Genomic DNA, 19,728 nt, shown 5'->3' on the forward strand with positions numbered 1-19,728 from the left:
GAATTTTTTACAATTGCGAATATTTCGCATTGATTGGATCCAGGCAAAGAAATGTAACAGCCTGCCATTCGGCAACCCCGGCGAACGCGACTAGGCTCAATGGCATGTGATGCCGGGCCCCTCTGACGGTTTGCGCCGCCATGTCGGAATCACTGTTGCCATGCAACGTCGACAATCAAGGAGGGGCTCATGACAGCTCTGCACACTTTTCTTTTCACGCCTTTTCTCGGTACCAGCGCCTGGTTGTGGCTGGTCTTCATCACCATCGTCATCGCCTTGCTGGTCCTCGACCTCGGTGTGCTGCACCGCCAGGACCGCGAGATCGAGATGCGCGAAAGCCTGCTGCTGTATTCGGGCTACTTCAGCGTCGGCGTGCTGTTCGGCGTATGGGTCTGGTATGAACTCGGGGCGCAGCCGGCGCTGGAGTTCTACACCGGTTTCCTGGTCGAGCAATCGTTGTCGATGGACAACGTGTTCGTCATGGCGATGATCTTCAGCTTCTTCGCCATCCCCCGCCGCTATCAGCACCGCGTGCTGTTCTGGGGCATCCTCGGGGTGGTGGTGCTCCGGGCGATCATGATCGGCGTGGGCGCCGCGCTGGTACAGCACTTCGCCTGGGTCCTGTATATCTTCGGCGCCTTCCTGCTGTTCACCGGAGTGAAGATGGCGCTGTCCAAGGATGATGCCCACCCGGACCTGGCCAACAACCCGGTGCTGCGCTTCGTGCGCCGGCACATGCGGGTGACCGACCAGCTGCATGGCCGGCACTTCTTCGTCCATCTCACGCCGCCGGGAACGGACCGCGCCATCCGCTATGCCACACCGCTGTTCCTGGCCCTGGTGCTGATCGAGCTGGCCGACCTGGTGTTCGCCGTCGACAGCGTGCCGGCGATCTTCGCCATCACCCAGGACCCGTTCATCGTCTACACCTCGAACATCTTCGCCATCCTCGGCTTGCGCTCGCTGTACTTCGCCCTGGCGGCACTGATGCACCGCTTCGTCTACCTCAAGTACGCCCTGGCGTTGGTGCTGATCTTCATCGGCTGCAAGATCTTCTGGCACGGGCTGGTGGGCAAGGTGCCGGCCGGCATTTCGCTGGGGGTCACGTTCGGGCTGTTGCTCGGCGGCGTGCTGCTGTCGTTGCTGCGCACACGCAATCAGCAGCAACCGGCCGAACAACAACCAGCACAGGACGAACCACTGCCCACAGAAAACAAGCCGACCGCCATTGCCGCCGACAACATTGCCGAGAAGAAAGGCCCGCACCTGCGGGTCTGATCAGGGCACGAGCCCCTCGACGATGATCACCTGCGCCATCGCCGCCCCCTGGCGATGGCGGCAGGCCTCCTGGTACAGGTCCGAGCGATAGCAGGCCACGGCCTGCTCATAGGAATCGAACTCGATCACCACGCTGCGCTGCGGCGTCGCCCGCCCCTCCAGCGCTTCGCTGCGCCCGCCCCGGGCCAGGAAGCGCCCGCCAAAGGCGACGAACGCCGCCGGGGCGCGCTGGGTGTATTGCAGGTATTGCTCGGGGTCGGTGACGTCCACATGGGCGATCCAGTAGGCCTTCATTCGTCGCGCTCCGGTTGCATGGTCATTATCGTATTATGGTATACCATAAAACTTTCCTGACCAGTATGAGCGTGCAACATGGCCTTCAACAACATCGAAGAACTCCTCGACGACTACCGCCAGGGCCGGATGGTCCTGCTGGTGGACGACGAGGACCGGGAAAACGAAGGTGACCTGCTGATCGCCGCCGAGCGCTGCGACGCCCAGGCCATCAACTTCATGGCCCGCGAGGCGCGTGGCCTGATCTGCCTGACCCTCACCGACGAGCACTGCCAGCGCCTGGGCCTGGAGCAGATGGTGCCAAGCAACGCCAGCGTGTTCGGTACCGCTTTCACCGTCTCGATCGAAGCCGCCAGCGGTGTGACCACCGGCATTTCCGCCGCCGACCGGGCACGCACGGTGGCCGCGGCCATGGCCGCCGACGCCCGCCCCGAAGACCTGGTACAGCCCGGCCACATATTCCCCTTGCGTGCCCGCGAAGGCGGCGTGCTGACCCGCGCCGGGCACACCGAGGCCGGTTGCGACCTGGCCCGCCTGGCAGGCTTCAGCCCGGCATCGGTGATCGTCGAGGTGCTCAATGACGACGGAAGCATGGCCCGCCGGCCCGACCTGGAAGTGTTCGCCGCCCGGCATGGCATCAAGATCGGCACCATCGCCGACCTGATCCACTACCGGCTGAGCACCGAGCAGACCATCAAGCGCATCGGTGAACGCGCATTGCCCACGGTGCACGGCAACTTCCGCCTGGTGACCTACGAAGACCGCATCGAAGGCGGCGTGCACATGGCCATGGTCATGGGCGAGATCCGCCGCGAGCAGCCCACCCTGGTGCGCGTGCATGTGATCGACCCGCTGCGCGACCTGGTTGGCGCCGAGTACGCAGGCCCGGCCAACTGGACGCTGTGGGCGGCGCTGCAGAAGGTCGCCGAGGAAGGTGCCGGGGTGGTGGTGATCCTGGCCAACCATGAATCCTCCCAGGCCCTGCTCGAACGCGTGCCGCAACTGACTCAGCCGGCCCGGCCCTACCAGCGTGGCCAGTCGAAGGTCTACTCGGAGGTCGGCACCGGCGCGCAGATTCTCCAGGACCTGGGCGTGGGCAAGCTGCGCCACCTGGGGCCGCCACTCAAGTACGCCGGGCTGGCCGGGTACGAGCTGGAGGTGGTGCAGAGCATTCCGTTCGAGGGCAATTGATTTCACGGGGCTGCAAGCACTGCCTGTCAGCGGGCTCCCACAGGGACCTCGCAATTCCTGAGACCCGCGCCGTATCTGTGGGAGCCGGCTTGCCGGCGATGGGCCGCAAAGCGGCCCTGTCTCCACGCGGAGTGATGGCCGGTCAGCGCCGACCTCTTGCGAAAAGTTTGGAATACCATAATATGACATTCCGTAGACCTTGATTCTGCCGGCCGCACCTACACTGACATGACGGCCACGCTCCACCCGTTTGACGCTGCTCCCCGAACATGATTGGCGGGCGACAGAAGCCCGCCTCGAATAACAAAAGCAACGAGGGCGTAACCATGCTGTTGAGCAAACGAGTAACCGCAGTGCTGTCCGCCAGCCTGCTGACCCTGGCTTGCCAGGCCACCCAGGCGGCCGACAGCCTGAACTTCGTCAGCTGGGGCGGGACCACCCAGGATGCGCAGAAGGCCGCATGGGCCGAACCCTTCAGCAAGGCATCCGGCATCAAGGTGGTGCAGGACGGCCCCACCGACTACGGCAAGCTCAAGGCCATGGTCGAAAGCGGCAACGTGCAGTGGGACGTGGTCGATGTCGAAGCCGACTTCGCCCTGCGCGCCGCCAGCGAAGGCCTGCTCGAACCCCTCGATTTCAAGCAGATCCAGCGCGACAAGATCGACCCCCGCTTCGTCTCCGACCATGGCGTCGGCTCGTTCTTCTTCTCCTTCGTGCTCGGCTACAACGAGGGCAAGCTCGGCGCCAACAAACCGGTGGATTGGTCCGCCCTGTTCGACACCAAGACCTACCCCGGCAAGCGCGCCCTGTACAAGTGGCCCAGCCCCGGCGTGCTCGAACTGGCCCTGCTGGCCGACGGTGTGGCGCCAGACAAGCTCTACCCGCTGGACCTGGACCGCGCCTTCAAGAAGCTCGACACCATCAAGAAAGACATCGTCTGGTGGGGCGGCGGCGCCCAGTCGCAGCAACTGCTGGCCTCGGGTGAAGCCTCGCTCGGACAGTTCTGGAACGGCCGCGTGTATGCCTTGCAGCAGGACGGCGCGCCGGTCGGCGTGAGCTGGAAGCAGAACCTGGTCATGGCCGATTTCCTGGTCATCCCCAAAGGCGCGAAGAACAAGGACGCAGCCATGAAGTTCCTGGCCAACGCCAGCAGCGCCGAAGGCCAGGCCGAGTTCGCCAACAAGACCGCCTACGCCCCGGTCAACGTCGACAGCGTGGCCAAGCTCGACAAAGACCTGGCGCCGAACCTGCCGACTGCCTACGCCCAGGACCAGGTGACCCTGGACTTCGCCTACTGGGCGAAGAACGGCCAGGCCATCGCCGCCCGCTGGAATGAGTGGCTGGTCAAATGAAAGTCGCCATCAATGCCCTGCACAACGCGCAAGGTGCCCCCAGCGGCACCGGCGCGCCCGGGGCGGCCGAGCGTCGCCCGCCCATCAGCCAACGTTGGCGCGGCAGCCGCAACCTGCTGCCGGCGCTGCTGTTCCTTGGCCTGTTCTTCTTCGCCCCGCTGGTCGGCCTGCTGCTGCGTGGGGTGCTGGAGCCCGAGCCGGGCCTTGGCAACTATGCGCAGCTGTTCGCCAACTCGGCCTATGCCCGGGTGCTGTTCAACACCTTCTCGGTGGCCGGCCTGGTCACCCTGATCAGCGTGCTGCTGGGCTTCCCGCTGGCCTGGGCGATCACCCTGGTGCCCAAGGGCTGGGGCCGCTGGCTGCTGAACATCGTGCTGCTGTCGATGTGGACCAGCCTGCTGGCGCGCACCTACTCGTGGCTGGTGCTGCTGCAGAGCTCGGGGGTGATCAACAAGGTGTTGATGGCGCTGGGTATCATCGATGCGCCGCTGGAGATGGTGCACAACCTCACTGGCGTGGTGATCGGCATGAGCTACATCATGATCCCGTTCATCGTCCTGCCGTTGCAGGCGACCATGCACGCCATCGACCCGATGGTGCTGCAGGCAGGCTCGATCTGCGGCGCCAGCCCCTGGACCAACTTCTGGAAGGTGTTCCTGCCGCTTTGCCGCTCGGGGCTGTTCTCCGGCGCGCTGATGGTGTTCGTGATGTCGCTCGGTTACTACGTCACCCCGGCCCTGCTCGGCGGCGCGCAGAACATGATGCTGCCCGAGTTCATCATCCAGCAGGTGCAGTCGTTCCTCAACTGGGGCCTGGCCAGCGCCGCCGCCGCGCTGCTGGTGGTGATCACCCTGGTGCTCTTCTACCTGTACCTGAAGCTGCAGCCGGAGTCCCCGGTCGGCAACGCGAGGTAAACCGCCATGCTGCTTTCCCCCAATGCCATGGGTCGCCCACTGCGCACCGGGCTTTACCTGACCACCGGGCTGATCGCCGCCTTCCTGCTGCTGCCGGTGGTGTTCATCATCCTGCTGTCGTTCGGCTCGTCACAGTGGCTGGTGTTCCCGCCACCAGGCTGGACCTTGAAGTGGTACGCGCAGTTCTTCGCCAACCCCGAGTGGATGGATGCGGCGCTGGCCAGCCTCAAGGTGGCGCTGCTCACCACCTTCGCCGCCGTGGCGCTCGGCCTGCCCACTGCCTTTGCCCTGGTGCGCGGTCGCTTCCCGGGCCGCGAGCTGCTGTACGGGCTGTTCACCATGCCGATGATCGTGCCCCTGGTGATCATCGCCGTGGCGGTGTACGCGCTGTTCCTCAAGCTGGGCTACACCGGCACCTTGTTCGCCTTCGTGGTCAGCCACGTGATCGTCGCCCTGCCCTTCACCATCATCTCGATCATCAACTCGCTCAAGCTGTTCGACCAGTCCATCGAGGACGCCGCGGTGATCTGCGGCGCCTCGCGCCTGCAGGCGATCGTCAAGGTGACCTTCCCGGCGATCCGCCCGGGCATGATCGCCGGCGGCCTGTTCGCCTTCCTGGTGTCCTGGGACGAAGTGGTGCTGAGCGTGATGATGGCCAGCCCCGACCTGCAGACCCTGCCGGTGAAGATGTGGACCACCCTGCGCCAGGACCTGAGCCCGGTAATCGCGGTGGCCTCGACGCTGCTGATCGGCCTGTCCCTGCTTGTGATGTTCATTGCCGCCGCCCTGCGCCGGCGCGCCGAAAACGCCTGACTGCCTGGAGACAATGACAATGAGTGCAGTGATTAAAGACGATACCCGCAACCAGACCCTGGTCAGCCTGCGCGGCCTGAACAAGCACTACGGCGACTTCACTGCCGTGGACAACCTGGACCTTGAGATCCAGGACGGCGAGTTCCTCACCTTCCTCGGCTCCAGCGGCTCGGGCAAGTCCACCACCCTGTCGATGCTGGCCGGCTTCGAGACGCCCAGCAGCGGCGAGATCCTGGTCGACGGCCAGTCGCTGGTCAACGTGCCGCCGCACAAGCGCGACATCGGCATGGTGTTCCAGCGCTACTCGCTGTTCCCGCACCTGAACGTGCGCGACAACATCGGCTTCCCCCTGGCCATCCGCAAACTCGGCGCCGACGAGACCCGCAAGCGCGTGGAGGCCATGCTCAAGCTGGTACGCCTGGAACCCTTCGCCCACCGCAAGCCCTCGCAGATGTCCGGCGGCCAGCAGCAGCGCGTGGCGATCGCCCGGGCGCTGGTGTACGAGCCGCGCATCCTGCTGATGGACGAGCCACTCGGCGCGCTGGACAAGAAGCTGCGCGAAGACCTGCAGGACGAACTGCGCCAGCTGCACCGGCGCCTGGGCATCACCATCGTCTACGTGACCCACGACCAGGAGGAGGCAATGCGCCTGTCCCAGCGCATCGCCATCTTCAGCCATGGCCGCATCGTCGGCCTGGGCACCGGCTACGACCTCTACCAGAACCCGCCGAATGCCTTCGTCGCCTCGTTCCTGGGCAACTCCAACTTCCTGCGCTTCACTGCCAGCGGCAACGGCGGCGGACACTTCGAGGGCCAGCCGGTGGCGGTGCGCCTGACCCCGGGCCTGGCCAACGCCCAGGAAGCGTTGATCATGGTGCGCCCGGAGAAGGCCCAGGCGCTGACCGTCGAGCAGGCCGCGCGCGAACCCTTGCCGGCAGGCTGGAACGAAGTCAGCGCCACGGTCGCCGAGCTGCTGTTCCTCGGCGAAAGCCAGACCTGCCACGTGGTCACCCAGGGCGGCACGGAGCTGACGGTCAAGGCGCTGTCCGCCGCGGGCATGCCCATGCAGCCGGGCGACCAGGTCAGGGTGCGCTGGGCCGTGGCGGATGCGTGCGTCTACACCGACTGGGCCGAGAGCGACCTGAGCAAGGGCGCCGGGGCGCATTGAGCCAACCAGGGGCCGTAGCGCGGCCCCTCACAGCAACAGGTTGCCCCGCTCCTCCTCGGTCAATTGCGCCTTGGCCCGCTCATCCAGCGCCCCCGCGCCCAGTACCTGCACTGGGCTCTGGCGGTTGTACTGCGGATTAAGGCTCGCCCCGTCCTGCCCCGGCACCAGCCGCTCGCCACCGAAGCCCAGCACCTGCACGGTGATCACCGATGGCTGGCGCTGACGCGACGCGGCCTGTTGCTGGCGGCCCGCCTCCTCGGCCGCCTGGCTCGCCGACGACGCCGCGGCGCTGGCCGAAGCGATCGCCCCGGTGTTCACCGCGGCCACCACCGGCATGCCCTTGGCATCGCCCTGCACCTGGATGTTGGCAGCGTTGACCACCTGCAGCGCGGCGATGTTGACGTTGCCCGACACGCGGATCCCCGCCTCGCCGGCATCGATGGTGCCCAACGGTGCGATCAGGTCGATATCCCCCGGCGCCACCTCGGCAATCGGGTTGAGCGTGGCAATGCCAGCACCGGTGCTCGGCACGCTCGGCGCCAGGCCGACGTTACCCCACAGGTCGTAGGTGCGCTTGGGCGGCGTGTACACCACGGTGGTCTTCGAGCCGCGGCCGGCGTTGATGTCGCCCTGGGCCGACCAGCCGAGGATCGAGCCGCCGAAGGTGGTCATGATCCGGCTCTGGCCGAGCAGGATGCTGCCCTGGGAGTACAGCTGGATGTCGCCGCTGCCCTGGGTGATCACCCCGGCGGTGGACGGCGGCGCTTCGCCCTCGATGCCGAACACCTGCTGGCCACCTGGGGTCAGCACCTGGATGCCGCCGCCGAAATCGGTGTGGATGCCCGCGCCGCCGTAGAAGGTGGCGCTGCCGTCGTAGCGGATCGGATTGCCGGCCACGTCCTTGTCCGGGAACAACGCGGCGATCGCCTGGCGACCGCGCAGGTAGCTGCCGGTACGCGGGCCGTTGACGTCGTTGTACTCGCGCCCGCCTTCACGCAGCTCGCTGAAGTAGACCTGGCGGGCGAAGATGCGCTGCTGCTCGGCGGGCAAGGCGGCAAAGTAGGCGCGGTTGTCGGCGCTGTCGCCGCTGAAGCCGAAGCGTTCGCGCAGCCAGGCCTGCAGCTCCAGGTCATAGCGCTTGAACACGTTGTCCGCCTGGCCGCTGTCGGCGGGCTGCTCCGCACCGAGGTAGCGCTCGAGCAGACGCTGGTAGTCCGGGCCGGCCTTGCCGGCGCCGACGACGATGGCGATAGCCGCGCCATCGTTGCCGCCACCACTGCCATCGACCCGGCCGATACTGTTGATCGCCGCCTCCTGGTAAGCCGAGCCCACGCCCTGGCCGGACTGGAACAGGTTGCGCCCGGCGACCACCTCCAGCTGGCCGGGCCCGGCAACATTGAAGGTGCTCAGGCGAATGTCGCGCCCGGCGCTGATCAGCGAGACATCCAGGGCATCGCCATGGATGACCAGGTTGCCCGAGGAATAGACGTTACCCTGGTCCCCCGCCACCATGCCCGGCGCGCCGAAGCGCTCGACGCCCAGGGCCTTGCCGGCGTTGACGATGTCGCGCCCGGCCATCACCCGCACCGGCCCCGCGCCCTGATACAGCTTGAGCCCGGTCTGCTGGTACTCGATGATCTCGCCGGTGTTCAAGCCGACGATGTCCCCGGCCAGGGCATAGAAGCGTGCGGGTGTCTGCGGCCGCGACCCGGCCTTGTAGGTGTTCAGGCCATAGGTGAACAGCGGCGACGCATCCAGGCTCGCGGCGATATCCGCGCTCAGGTTGCTGGCCTGGTACACGTACGAGAAGTCCTGGCCAAGCATTGCCGGCCGTTGCGGCGTGGCGATGGCCGAGGTGTCGGTGCCCGCCTGGCTGATCACATAGCCGCCGGCGTAGATCGACTCACCGGCGATCAGTTGCAAAGCGCTGCGCGCCGAAGGTGCGGTCATCAGCGAATAGGCGGAGGTGGCGATGCCACGCTCGCTGGCCGAACTGCCGTAGTACAGGCTGCCGTTGGCCGCCGTCACCCGCAGCGCCGTCGGGTAGAACAGGCGGCCACCGTAGAGCGGCAGGTTACGGCCCGGACGCAGCTCATCGAAGTTCACCGGCGTGACATTGCCGCCCAGGGCGAGCATGTCCACGGCGGTGGTCTCGCGCCACAACGAGAACCAGCTGTTGCCCTGCCCGGCATAGCGCACACCGTTGTCGCCGAGGAAGCCGGTCATGTTGAACTGCGGCACCCGGCCCGGGTCACCGACACCCTGCACGACCAGGTCGCCGCGGCTGTCCAGGCGCACCGCGGCATCACCAGGCATGAGCGTCAGCCCCCCCAGCGCCGCGGCCTTGGTCGAGGTATAGGGGTCGTAGGCGCGCGACTCGCTGCTGTCATTGAAGGCGAAGCTGCTGCCATACACCTGCCTGACCACCCCGACGCTGCCCGCCTGGACATTCAGCGCACCCCGCAGGTTGACCAGCGTGCCGCCCAGGTCGGGGGTGACCCGCGCCATCTCCAGTGCCGCGGACGCCGGGTTGATGCCACCGGCCACCCGCAGGTTCAGGTCGCCGCCGCCGGTCTGCACCAGGCGACCATCCTCGGCGATCCGGCCGCTGCCGCCGACCACCAGGTTCAGGCCCTGGCTGCGCTCGGCCTCGACGCCCGCGGTATTGCTGGCCTGCAACAGGCCGGCCGAGCCACCCACGCCGACGTCCAGGTTGCCACCCCCCAGGGTGCCGATGCCGGTGAAGCCCACCAGCCAAGGTTCGGCCACCGAGGCCTGGGGCTGCTGGGCGAAGGTGCCGAAGTTGACCCACCACGCCGCCGGGGTATCGGCACTGGTCTGGCCCTGGCGCCACAGCCAGTTGCCCACCGCGGCCGATGCCACTTGCGGCCTGGAGAGGGCGCCGCCGGTCTTGCTCGCCACCAGGTTGCCGGCAAGGTCGCCCCCGGCCGCGATCCGCAGGTTGCCGCCCTGCTCCGGATACCAGGCGCGGTACAGGCTTTCGGTCAGCGCCTCATAGGGCGCGCCGGCGCTGCCGAGCACGCTGCCGTCGGCCAGCCGGCCACGGGCGAGCTGGTGCGGATCGACGCCGTCGCGCCACAGCGACGGCGCCTGGGTGCCGGCGGTGTAGACACCGAACAGCGAGTCCATGCGCCAGTCGCCGGCACTGAGCAGGTCAAGGTCGCCGGTACCGGTGCGCAACACGCTGAACATCAGGGTGTGCGGCGTGACCTCGATACGCTCGGGCTCGGTCGGCGCGTCGATCTCCACGCACCAGCCGGGGATCGAGCACAACTCCATGTCGGCGTCGGCCACCGGGGTGCCGGGCTCCATGCCATAGGTGTTGTCCGGCCCCCAGACCCAGAGCTTCTTGCCCCCCAGCGTCTGGTCCACGCACCAGCCGGCGATGTCGCACAACACCAGGTCCTCGGGCGCCACCGGCGTGCCCGGCTCCATGCCGTAGGTGTTGTCGGGGCCCCACACCTTGATGGTCTTCACCGCCGGCTCGCACCAACCGGCGATATCGCACAGCGCCAGGTCCTCGGGGGCTACCGGGGTACCGGGCTCCATGCCGTAGGTGTTGTCCGGCCCCCAGACCATGCCGGTGCCGCCAGCCCCGCCACCGCTGCGCTTCTGCTGCGCGATGTAGTGCAGGTCGGCCAGGCGAAGCACGCCGGCATCGGTGTCGGCGCGGGTGATGCGGCTGTCGGCGGCGTCCAGGTCGGCGCCGGCCACCAGGCGCATCGACCACGACTGCGAGCCTGCCGGCAGCATCTGCGCCAGCGCCCAGTTGCGCCCCTGCTGGCCATTGCTTGCGGGGCGCAGCTCGATCAGGTCGACGCCTGCGGCGAGCTTGACATCGGTGCCCGCCGGCAGCCGCGAGCCAACGGCCAGGGTAAGCGCGCTGCCTTGGGTAAGGCCGCCACTGGGCAGGGCGATGCCCTTGCTCCAGATACCGCCCTGCACGGCCACGCTGACCGGCAGGCGGCTGCCGGCGTCCAGACGCGTGCCCATGCCCAGGGTGACCGCCTCGCGCAGCAGCGTGCCGGCGGCGTACAACAGGTTGCCGCCAGCGTCGCGTACCGCGGCCTCGAGCACCGTGCCCGCGGGCAGGCTCAGCGGCGCCGACAGGCTCATGGCGCTGGGCAGGCGCAGGTTGGCCGGCAAGGTGGTGGCGGCGAACGGCAGGTCGAAATTGAGCAGGCTGCCTTCTGGGAACAGCGTGCCCTCGGCCAGCTCGACGCCGCTGCGCGGAATCACCAGGTCGCTGTCGAACGGCTGCTTGCCGGGCAGCAGCAACCAGCCCTTGCCGTCCATGCGCGCTTCGTCGCTGGCCAGGTCCAGCGGCATGAAACCGTCGCTGATGCTGCCATACACCTCCAGGTTGCCGCCGGCGCGCAGCACCAGGTTGCCTACCTCGCCCGAACCGTGAACGGCAGTCTTCGGCGTCAGCGGGTTGAGGCTGGCGTAGCGATGGCCGGACAGGTCCAGGTCACCCTGCACCACCAGGTCGGTGCCGGCATCGACCGTGGCGATCTCCACACCCGGGCGCAGGTGCAGGGCCTGGGCGTAGCGGGCGTTGTTCAGCCCGGCCAGGCGCACGTCGAGCAGGTCACGGTTGCGCAGCAGGTTGTCAATGAACAGCACACTCAGGTCGTGCTTGCGGGTCAAGTAGTCCTGGTCGATGACCTGGATCGGCCGGCCACTGGCCGAAGTGCCGCCCGGCGCCGCGTCGGTGTAGCGCTGGTTGCCGACCACGGCGATGGTGCGCGCGCCGAGAATGTCCACTGGGCCACGCACGTCGATGGCGATATCGCCCGCCGTATCGCTGCCCAGGCGCGGGGCGATCAGCTCCAGGGTGCCGCGCTGGCGGCCATCGCCCTGCCCGGAGGCGGTGCCGTGGCGCAGGTCGATGCGTGCGCCGCTGGCCAGGGTCAACTGGCCCTGGCCGCTGTTGAGCTCGACCACGGCACGGTTCGGCGCATCGATGATCGCGCCGTAGCTGTCGACCCGCAGCACACTGCCATGGGCGTCAAGCAAGGCCCCGGCGCCCAGGGTCAGGCCTCGATTGGCAGCCAGGCGGATGCTGCCGACCTGCTCGCCGCTGGCATCGACATGGCCGTTGACCGTGAGCTGCCCGTTGTCCAGCGACAGGTTGATCTGCTGGGCCTTGAGCTCATCGCCGATCACCAGGTCACCCTGCTTGATCTGGAAGCTGCGCGCACCGAACACCTGGTCGCGGTTCAGGCGCTGGTTGAGGCCGGCAAAGTCGTCCAGTTGCCGGGCGCGGATATCGACCACCCCGCCCGCGTACGGGACCTGCGTGCCGGCGGCGTCGTAACGGCCACTGGCCGCGCCGAGGATCTGGCCGAGCAGTTCGATGCGCCCACCCTGCTCGCCCAGGGCAATGGCCGTCAGCCGCCCGGCGCGGTTGCCGCGGGCACTGAGGTCGATCAGCGCGCCAGCGGCCTGGTGAATGTCGCCGAACTGGCTGCCCAGCACCAGCTCGCCGCCCCAGCTGTACTGGGTCACGTCGTTGAGGGTCAAGGTACGCCCGGCCAGGTCCAGCCGCGCGGCGTCGCCCAGGCGCAGATCGTCCAGCGCCTGCAGGGTCAGGCGGCCGCTGGGCAGGCTGAAGGTGCCATCGACCAGCAGTTGCCGCGCCTTCAGGCTCAGCTCGGCGCCCAGGGCCTGACGACCGCCGGCCAGGGTGCCACCGCCGCCCTGCACGCGCAGGGTGCCACCGGCCTCGATACGATTGAGCGAGCCGGCGGTGCCGGTCCACAGCGGTGTGTCCACCAGCAGGTCACCGCCGCTGTAGGCGAAGCTACCGTCGGCCTGGTAGTCGCCACGGCGGTGGTGGACCAGCAGGCTGCCCTTGTGGTTGGCGCTCACCTGGTGGCTGGCGTGCAGTTCCACGCGGCTGAAGCCCAGGGTCTGGCGCGCCATGTCGGCGCTGCCATCGGGCTGGCTGTTGGCGCCGTAACCGAACTCCAGGTCCTTGACGCGGATTGCCAGCAGGCCATCGCCACTGCCGGCCCCGCCCGCGATCGGCGCGCCCGCGGCGTTGCGCGCACCGCTCCAGATCAGCCGTTCGGTGCGAATGGTCGCCTGGTCGCCGGCCTGGCCATGGCCATAAATGGCCGGCACGCCGAGCACCAGCGCCTGCAGGCGGTTCTTGCCGGTGACCGGGTCGTAGGTGTCGAGCGCCGTGGTGCCGAAGAAGTTCAGCGAGTCGGACGCCGCCAGGGTCAGGGTCTCCAGTGCCGGCACAGCCTCGGCCGGGCTGCCCTGCAGCAGACGGTCGAGCACCTGCTGGTTGAGGGTCAGGCCCTGGCCCAGCACGCCGTCCGCCAGGGCGCGAGCCAGCGCGTCGGCGCTGCCGACGTTGATCCGCCCGACCGCCAGGCCCAGGTGCCGGGTCCCGAAGGCCACCCCGTCATCGAGACTGAAGGTCTTGTCGGTGGCGGCGAACAACGAGCCTTCCGAGTACAGCCGGGTGGTGCCCTGGCAACCGCCGGCGCTGCAACCGCCAATGAGGATGGAGCCCGGCGACCAGCTGCTGGTGAACTGCGACGACACCACATCCAGCCGGCCGTTGGACACCGCCAGCAAGGCACGGCCGTTGCTGTTGATGAAGTAGCCGTCATCGGCATCGAAAGGCACCGCGCCTCGGCCAAGGGTCACGATCCCGGCCCCCTGCTCGACAACGATGCTGCCACGCGGGTCGTTGTTGGTCAGGAACACTTCACCGGCCTGCAGCACCGCCCCCGAACGCAGCCAGACATCGCTGGTGCCTTCGAGGAAGGTCATCTGGTTGCCGCCCTGGCCGTAGAGTACGTTGGCGCGGCCGCCCAAGGTCAGCCGGGGTACCTGCAGGGCATTGAGCTCGCGGGCCGACAGCACCGCGATGTTCTCGCCGCTGGCCTGGCCGGCGCCACCATCGGCCACCACCTCAAGGCCGCGGGCGCCGAACACTGCCGCGCTGCCGGCATGACCGCCTTCGGCGGCGGCGAAGTTCACCCGGCCGGCGACGCGCAAAGTACTGGCGGCCTCGTTGTTGCCCTGCACCCGCAGGTTCAGCCACTTGCCATCGGCCTCGATCGCCGCGCGCGGCACGCCCTTGGCCGAGGCATCGGCACGGGCGAAGGTGGCGTAGGACGTTTCGTTGTACTGCGAATAGCGCCGCAACACGTCGCCCGAGGTCAGGATCACCTGGCTCGACAGCGGCTGGCGGATACCGGTGTTGGCCACCGACAGGCTGCCCGTGGTAGTCCAGGAGCCGTTGCGCATCGCCAGGCTGGCAGCGCTACCCCCGGCCATGGCCAGGCCATTGAGCTCGACCCTGAACGCCCCCGGCAGCAGCGCAAAGCTGGCCGGCAGCAAGGTGTAGGTGCCCGCCGCCAGGCCAGGAACGCTGCCATCCAGGGTGATCTGCTGGCCGATCCCCGGCGCCGTCACGCCGGCCTCGCCGGTCACCGGCGCATAAGGGCCGGTGAAGCTCGGCACAATGGCGTAGACCGGGTTGCTGCCCAGCGTGGGCAGGACCAGGCGGCCCTCGCCATCGAGTTGCATCAGCGGATGGTAGCGGGCGTCGGTGGAGCCGCCACGCCCGGAGACGAAGCCAGCGCCGGTCAGCGTGCCGCCTCCGGACAGGTCGATCAGCGCGTCCTGGCGGATGTCGATGGACTTGCCGTTGAGCGATACCCCGTACAGGCTGTCGCCCGCCGCGCCCAGCAGCTTCACCGCCTGGCCACCGAACAGGTAGCTCAGGCCATCCACCGTCCCGCCGTAGGGCATGACCAGCCCTGCCGCGCTGACCGAGGTGATGCTGCCCGGCAGCAGGGTGACGGACTTGGTGCCCCCCGTTTCCTGCCCCAGCGACAGCCCGCCGAGGGGCGCGCGCAGCACACCGCCCTGCTCGACCTTGCCGGCGATCAGCGCCAACCGGCCAAACACCGAGAACGGCTGGTCGGGCGTGCCTTGCCCAGCCCTGCCGATGCGCAAGGTGGCGTCGCTGGCCGTCTCGATCTGGCCGAAGGCGCCCGTGGTCGGATAGACCTGGGCAGCGAGCAGCTCCAGGTCGGCATTGCTGCGCAGCAGGGTCCTGTCGGTGCCCTCGCCAACCTTGCCCAGCACCCGCAGGTCGCCCTGGCTGCGCAGGCTGCCCAAGGCAAAACCTCGGCGGTCGAAGTCCAATGAACCACCGGCGGCCAGCGCCAGGCTGCCATGGGCGCCCAAGGTCACGGCATCGCGCAGGTCCAGAAGGTGGGCGTCGACCTGCAACAGCGCCGTACTGTCTTGCGTCGACAGCCCGCCCTTGAGGGTCGGCCGGGTCGCCTGGTCGGCGCTGCGATGGTTGCTGCCGGCAAGCCGCACATAGGGCGCCTGCAAGTGCACACGGGCATCGCCGGCGCTGCTCTGGGCCAGCACCAGCGAGCCGGTGTACAGCTGCAGGCTACGGGCCATGCGCAGGTCCAGGTCACCCTCGAAGGCCACTACACCATCGCTGAGCAGCGACAAGCTGTCGAAGCCCCCCGCAGCAACCTGAGCAACGCTGAGCCGCCCCTGACCATAGCGCAGCGGCCCTTGCTCGGCATTGGCCGCGCCTTGCCCGAGCACCAGCTCGCGTGGCGCCTTGACGGCGTCGACCAGGCTACCGTTGAGGTAGAGACCGCTATCCAGCGCCACCTCCAGGCTGCCGCCCGCGGCACCAAGGCCACCGGAGGCGGCGCTGAAGCTGCCGTCCAGGCGCAGGCCGTGGCTCGACGACAGGCTGATGCGCCCGCCGTTGCTGGCCATGGCCAGCGGACCCTGGCCACGGATATCCAGCGTGGCCTGGGCGCCGTCGGCGCGCAGGCGAGCGCCCTCGGCCATGTCCAGGAACAGATAGGCGCCGTTGCTGGTGCCCTGGTCATGGTCGATCTGCCCGCCAATGACAATGCTGCCGCCATCGTCGACCCGACCATAACGGCGACCTTGCGCATCCAGGGCGGTGACCGCCCGCCCGGACACATCGATCACGGCCTGCTCACCCAGGCGGATCGAGCGCTGGTGCGCCCCCTCCGTCACGCCGGAGTCCATGGTCGGCAACCATTGCTGCAGCAGGCTGACACTGCCACCCCAGGCATTGAGGGTACCGTTCAGGTTCAACTGCGCGGTGCTGGTCAGGCTGATCGACTGCAAGGGGTCGACACTGATCGTCGCGCCGCGCCCGACCTCGAGCACCGCCGCTTCACGGCTCGCCTGGTCGAAGCGGCTATCACCCGCCGCCAGGGCCAGGCTTGCGCCGGCGCGCGGTTCCAGCTTGCCGGCCACCGCGTTCTGCGCCAACAGTGGCGCCAACCCGATCAGCGCCGGATCGCCGAGCGGCCGGCTGGCGTCGAGTTGCTCCACCGGCCGGGTGACGTCGATACGGCTGCCAGCGGCCACACTCAGGCCATGGTTGCCGGTGATGGCGTAATGAGCGAAACCACGGTTGAAGAAATCCTCGGCCAGGTGCACGCCGGTCTCGCCCTGCCCGCTGCCCCCCACACTCACCCGCTCGGCGGCCACGGTCAGGGTGCCTGCGCCACTGCTGCCGTAGCCGCGCAGCTCGCCGTCGAGGCGCATGCGCCCGGTGCCGCTGTTGTCCAGCGCGCTACTCTGCAAGGTCAGGTTGCCGCCACTGCCACCGAGCAGGCGGTTGCCCTCGCGACGTACCACACCGCCGGATACGTCCAGCACGCTGCCGTTGTCCAGCAGCACATCGCCGCTGCTGCGCAGGCTCAGGCTGCCACCGTTGCGCCAGGCGCGCTCGCCTGGGTCCATGCCTTCGCTGCGCAGACCGCTGACATCCAGGCGCACTCCGGCGGCCACGCCGACCTGCGCGCGCAGCCCTGCCGGGGTGGCCAGCGTCTGGTCCTGCAGGCTGGCGAGAACACGCTGGCGTAGCACATCGCCCAGGGCCATCTGCCCGCCCCTGGCGGTCAGGTCGGCATTGACCTGGACCTGCGGGGCATAGAGCGTCAGGCTGCCGCCATCGGCCAGGCGCACGGCATCATCGACCTCGATGCGCCGCTGGGCGGCAACACTCAGGCCACCCAGCTCCAGGCCGTTGAGCCAGCCACTGTCGAGTACCAACTGGCCACGGCGCCGCTCGTCCAACGGTGCCTGCAGGCCGACATCGGCGCTCTGCCCCCCGGCGCCCTGGCGTATCAGCACCTGCTGCATGACCGGGGTCAGGCTGAAGCCGAGCTCCTTGGCGTCGCTGAGGTAGCCGGGCAGCTGTTGGCCGATCACCAGTTGCGCGCCCTGGGCCCGGGCGGTGTGCACCTGGCGATAGCCGTCGCGCCCGCGTACCGGCGCCTGCACCTGGCGCTCGTCCTGCCAGGTCTGGCCGATCAGCCGGCCGTCGAGCAGCGCGCTCTGGGTCGCCACCACCAGGCTGCCGGCGTCGCGGCCCACGGTATAACCCTGCTCGTAACGCTGGCCGGGGGCAATCAGCGGGTTGTAGAAGGTGCGGGTCTGGTCCCAGCGCGCGCTGTGCGCCTCATAGCCGTTGTACAGGCCGGTGTAGAGCAGGTCGCCCGGGGCCTTCGACAGTTCGTAAAGGCGGCCGTCCTCACCGCGCAGCCAGCTCTGGCGGATGTAACCGTCCTGCACCGCCAGGGTGCCGCCAGACAAGTTGATCTCGGCGCCGGCGCGGGTCACCAGGTCCTGGCCGGTGAAGGTCACCGTGCCGCCCTGGGCCATCCACTCGCCGACGCTGTGGTTGCGCGTGCCCAGGTAGCCGCCCACCTCGAGCAGCCCACCGGCGGTGTACCAGCGGTCGCTGGCGTAGCCGTTGACGCCCTTCTCCACATGCACCAGCTCACGCACGTCCACCCACACATCGCGGTTGATCAGGCCGCCCTTGTCACGGTTGCCGGCCGCGTCGCGCTGTTCGTTGCCCTGCACGTTGATCTTGATGACATTGCTTTCCATGGCGACCTTGACCCCGAGGGCCCCGGCCACATCGATACGCGCGCCATCGTCCACCAGGCTGCGCAGCCCGGCGCTGACGGCCACCTGGCCACCGGTGGCCAGGGTCAGGGCGCCTTCCTGGAAATGCACGGTGCCACCGCTGACCACCTCCACCCGCGACTGCTCGGGGCGATCGATGACTTTGCTCAGGTTGTCGAAACGGCCCGAGGCATTGTTGCCGCTGACCCCATCCACCCCCTGCCGCGAGGCCTCGCGCTGGCTGTCCAGGGCCTGACTGTCGTCGAGCAGCACGGCGGTGACGCTGCCCTTTCCAAAACTGACCGTGCCGCTGGTGTCGCTGGCCGAGTTGAGCAGGTGGATGCTGCCGCGCCGGTCCACCGCGGTGCTGGCAAGGGCCACGCCATCCTGGCGCAGGGCATGGCCGGTCAGGGTGATATCACCGCCCGCCGCCTGGATCAGTCCGTTGTTGACCACGTTGCCGGCGCTGCTGCCAGGCTTCAGGCTGCTGGCGACCTCATTGCCGCGGGTGGTGGAGAAGACGTTGGCCTGGGTGCCCCTGCCCCGGCGGATGTAGAAGTCGTCACCGGCGGCAAGCGTTGCCTGGCCCTGGGGCGTGATGATCTGGCCTTCGTTGTTCACCTCGCTGCCCAGCAGCAGCACATACCCGCCGCCTTCGGTGGAGGTGACTGGGGCGCGGGTCTGCAGTTGAGCGCCCCGTTGCACCACGACCTTGCCGCCGGCCTGGGTGAAGGTGGCCTGGCTGCCGTTGCTGTCGACATACAGCCCGCGTTCGCGGAACTGCTCGTCGCTGACCTGCGCCGCCGCCGCCACCAGGTTGCGCACGTTGACCTGGCTGCTGCCGTTGAATACCACGCCGTTGCGGTTGAGCAGCATCACCGTGCCCTGGGCCTCGATCTGGCCGTGGATCTGGCTCGGCCGGGCGTTGGGGTCGTTGACCCGGTTGAGTACCGCCCACTGCGCCTGCTGGTCGAACTTGACCGTGGTGTCGCGGCCAACGTTGAAGGTTTCCCAGTTGAGGATCGCCTTGTCGGCGGTCTGTTCGATCAGCACCTGGGTCTTGCCGCCCACCTGGCTCTGCTGCGGCGCCTTGGCGTTCTGCCAGCCCTTGGTCAGCGGGTTCTCGTCGACCTTCAGGCCGCCCTCGCCCAGGCCGTTGGGCACGGTCTGCGGCTGTACCTGCGCCAGGGTGCGGCCGGCGGCCTGCGCCGCCTGCTGCGCGGCGATGGCGGCCACGGTGTTGTCGAGGTTGCCCAGGGAGCGCTGGAACCGCTGCTGCAGGCGCTGCTGCTGGGCCAGCGGAGGTGGCGCGCCGGGCAGTTGCACGTGGCCCGCTGCCGCGCCGCCACCGGCTGCGGGCGCGGCGCCCTTGGCCGCGAACCAGGCCGGGCTGAACGGCTGCGCGGCCTGGGCCGTGCCGGACAGCAACAACAGTGCGATGGCCTGGGCCAAGGGCTTGAGCAGCATCGGCGCGTGGCCTGCAGGCTGGCGACGCCGGCGGGCGACGGTGGCTGGTAGGTCTGGCTGGTGCTGGCCGCGCGACATTGCAGGGTTCCTTGTGCAGGGTCATGGAAGGCAGGTCGGTGCGGCCGTGATGCCGCTTTGCCATAAGGCAGTCGGCCCGGGCGCGGACCGAAGCTTTGTCATGCAAAGTTCATCTGCCTGGGGTACGCGCACACGCGAAAACCGACGGTGCCGTGCCGGCCACCGTCGGTTGTCCGCCCGTTGCGGGCCT

Annotated in this window: 8 protein-coding genes; 6 read left to right on the plus strand and 2 right to left on the minus strand. The window is 68.5% G+C overall.

Going from position 1 to position 19,728, the window contains the following annotated elements; translation table 11 throughout:
• Window positions 1–189 precede the first annotated feature (189 nt).
• A complete protein-coding gene (locus tag LOY42_RS15425; protein ID WP_232968116.1) occupies window positions 190–1,278 on the plus strand; it encodes a TerC family protein in 1,089 nt (362 codons plus the stop codon).
• Here the strand turns inward: LOY42_RS15425 and LOY42_RS15430 are convergent, their stop codons facing one another.
• On the minus strand, window positions 1,279–1,572 hold the full coding sequence (locus LOY42_RS15430; RefSeq protein ID WP_139670174.1) for a DUF1330 domain-containing protein: 294 nt from the start codon (window positions 1,570–1,572) through the stop codon (window positions 1,279–1,281).
• Window positions 1,573–1,650: 78 nt separating this feature from the next.
• Between LOY42_RS15430 and ribBA the strand changes: the two genes are divergently transcribed.
• The 5 genes from ribBA to LOY42_RS15455 all read left to right on the plus strand — a co-directional run bounded on the left by ribBA (window position 1,651) and on the right by LOY42_RS15455 (window position 7,010).
• Window positions 1,651–2,763: a bifunctional 3,4-dihydroxy-2-butanone-4-phosphate synthase/GTP cyclohydrolase II gene (gene ribBA / locus LOY42_RS15435; RefSeq protein WP_110701627.1), complete on the plus strand. Its 1,113-nt coding sequence runs from the start codon at window positions 1,651–1,653 to the stop codon at window positions 2,761–2,763.
• A 326-nt stretch (window positions 2,764–3,089) separates the two neighbouring features.
• Window positions 3,090–4,115 carry an ABC transporter substrate-binding protein gene (locus LOY42_RS15440; RefSeq protein WP_094011077.1) on the plus strand — a complete coding sequence of 342 codons (1,026 nt, stop codon included), beginning with the start codon at window positions 3,090–3,092 and terminating at the stop codon, window positions 4,113–4,115.
• Entirely contained in the window at window positions 4,112–5,029 is a 918-nt protein-coding gene (locus LOY42_RS15445; protein ID WP_111532250.1) for an ABC transporter permease, read from the plus strand. Before LOY42_RS15440 ends, LOY42_RS15445 begins: the two co-directional genes overlap by 4 nt.
• A 6-nt stretch (window positions 5,030–5,035) precedes the next feature.
• Entirely contained in the window at window positions 5,036–5,842 is an 807-nt protein-coding gene (locus tag LOY42_RS15450) for an ABC transporter permease (protein ID WP_110701623.1), read from the plus strand.
• A 19-nt stretch (window positions 5,843–5,861) separates the two neighbouring features.
• Entirely contained in the window at window positions 5,862–7,010 is a 1,149-nt protein-coding gene (locus tag LOY42_RS15455; RefSeq protein ID WP_258598223.1) for an ABC transporter ATP-binding protein, read from the plus strand.
• 27 nt (window positions 7,011–7,037) lie between these two features.
• On the opposite strand, the gene LOY42_RS15460 is transcribed toward LOY42_RS15455, so the two are convergent.
• Entirely contained in the window at window positions 7,038–19,538 is a 12,501-nt protein-coding gene (locus LOY42_RS15460; protein WP_258598225.1) for a filamentous hemagglutinin family protein, read from the minus strand.
• Window positions 19,539–19,728: the final 190 nt, after the last annotated feature.

Source organism: Pseudomonas sp. B21-023, from assembly GCF_024749165.1.
Classification (GTDB): Bacteria; Pseudomonadota; Gammaproteobacteria; order Pseudomonadales; family Pseudomonadaceae; genus Aquipseudomonas.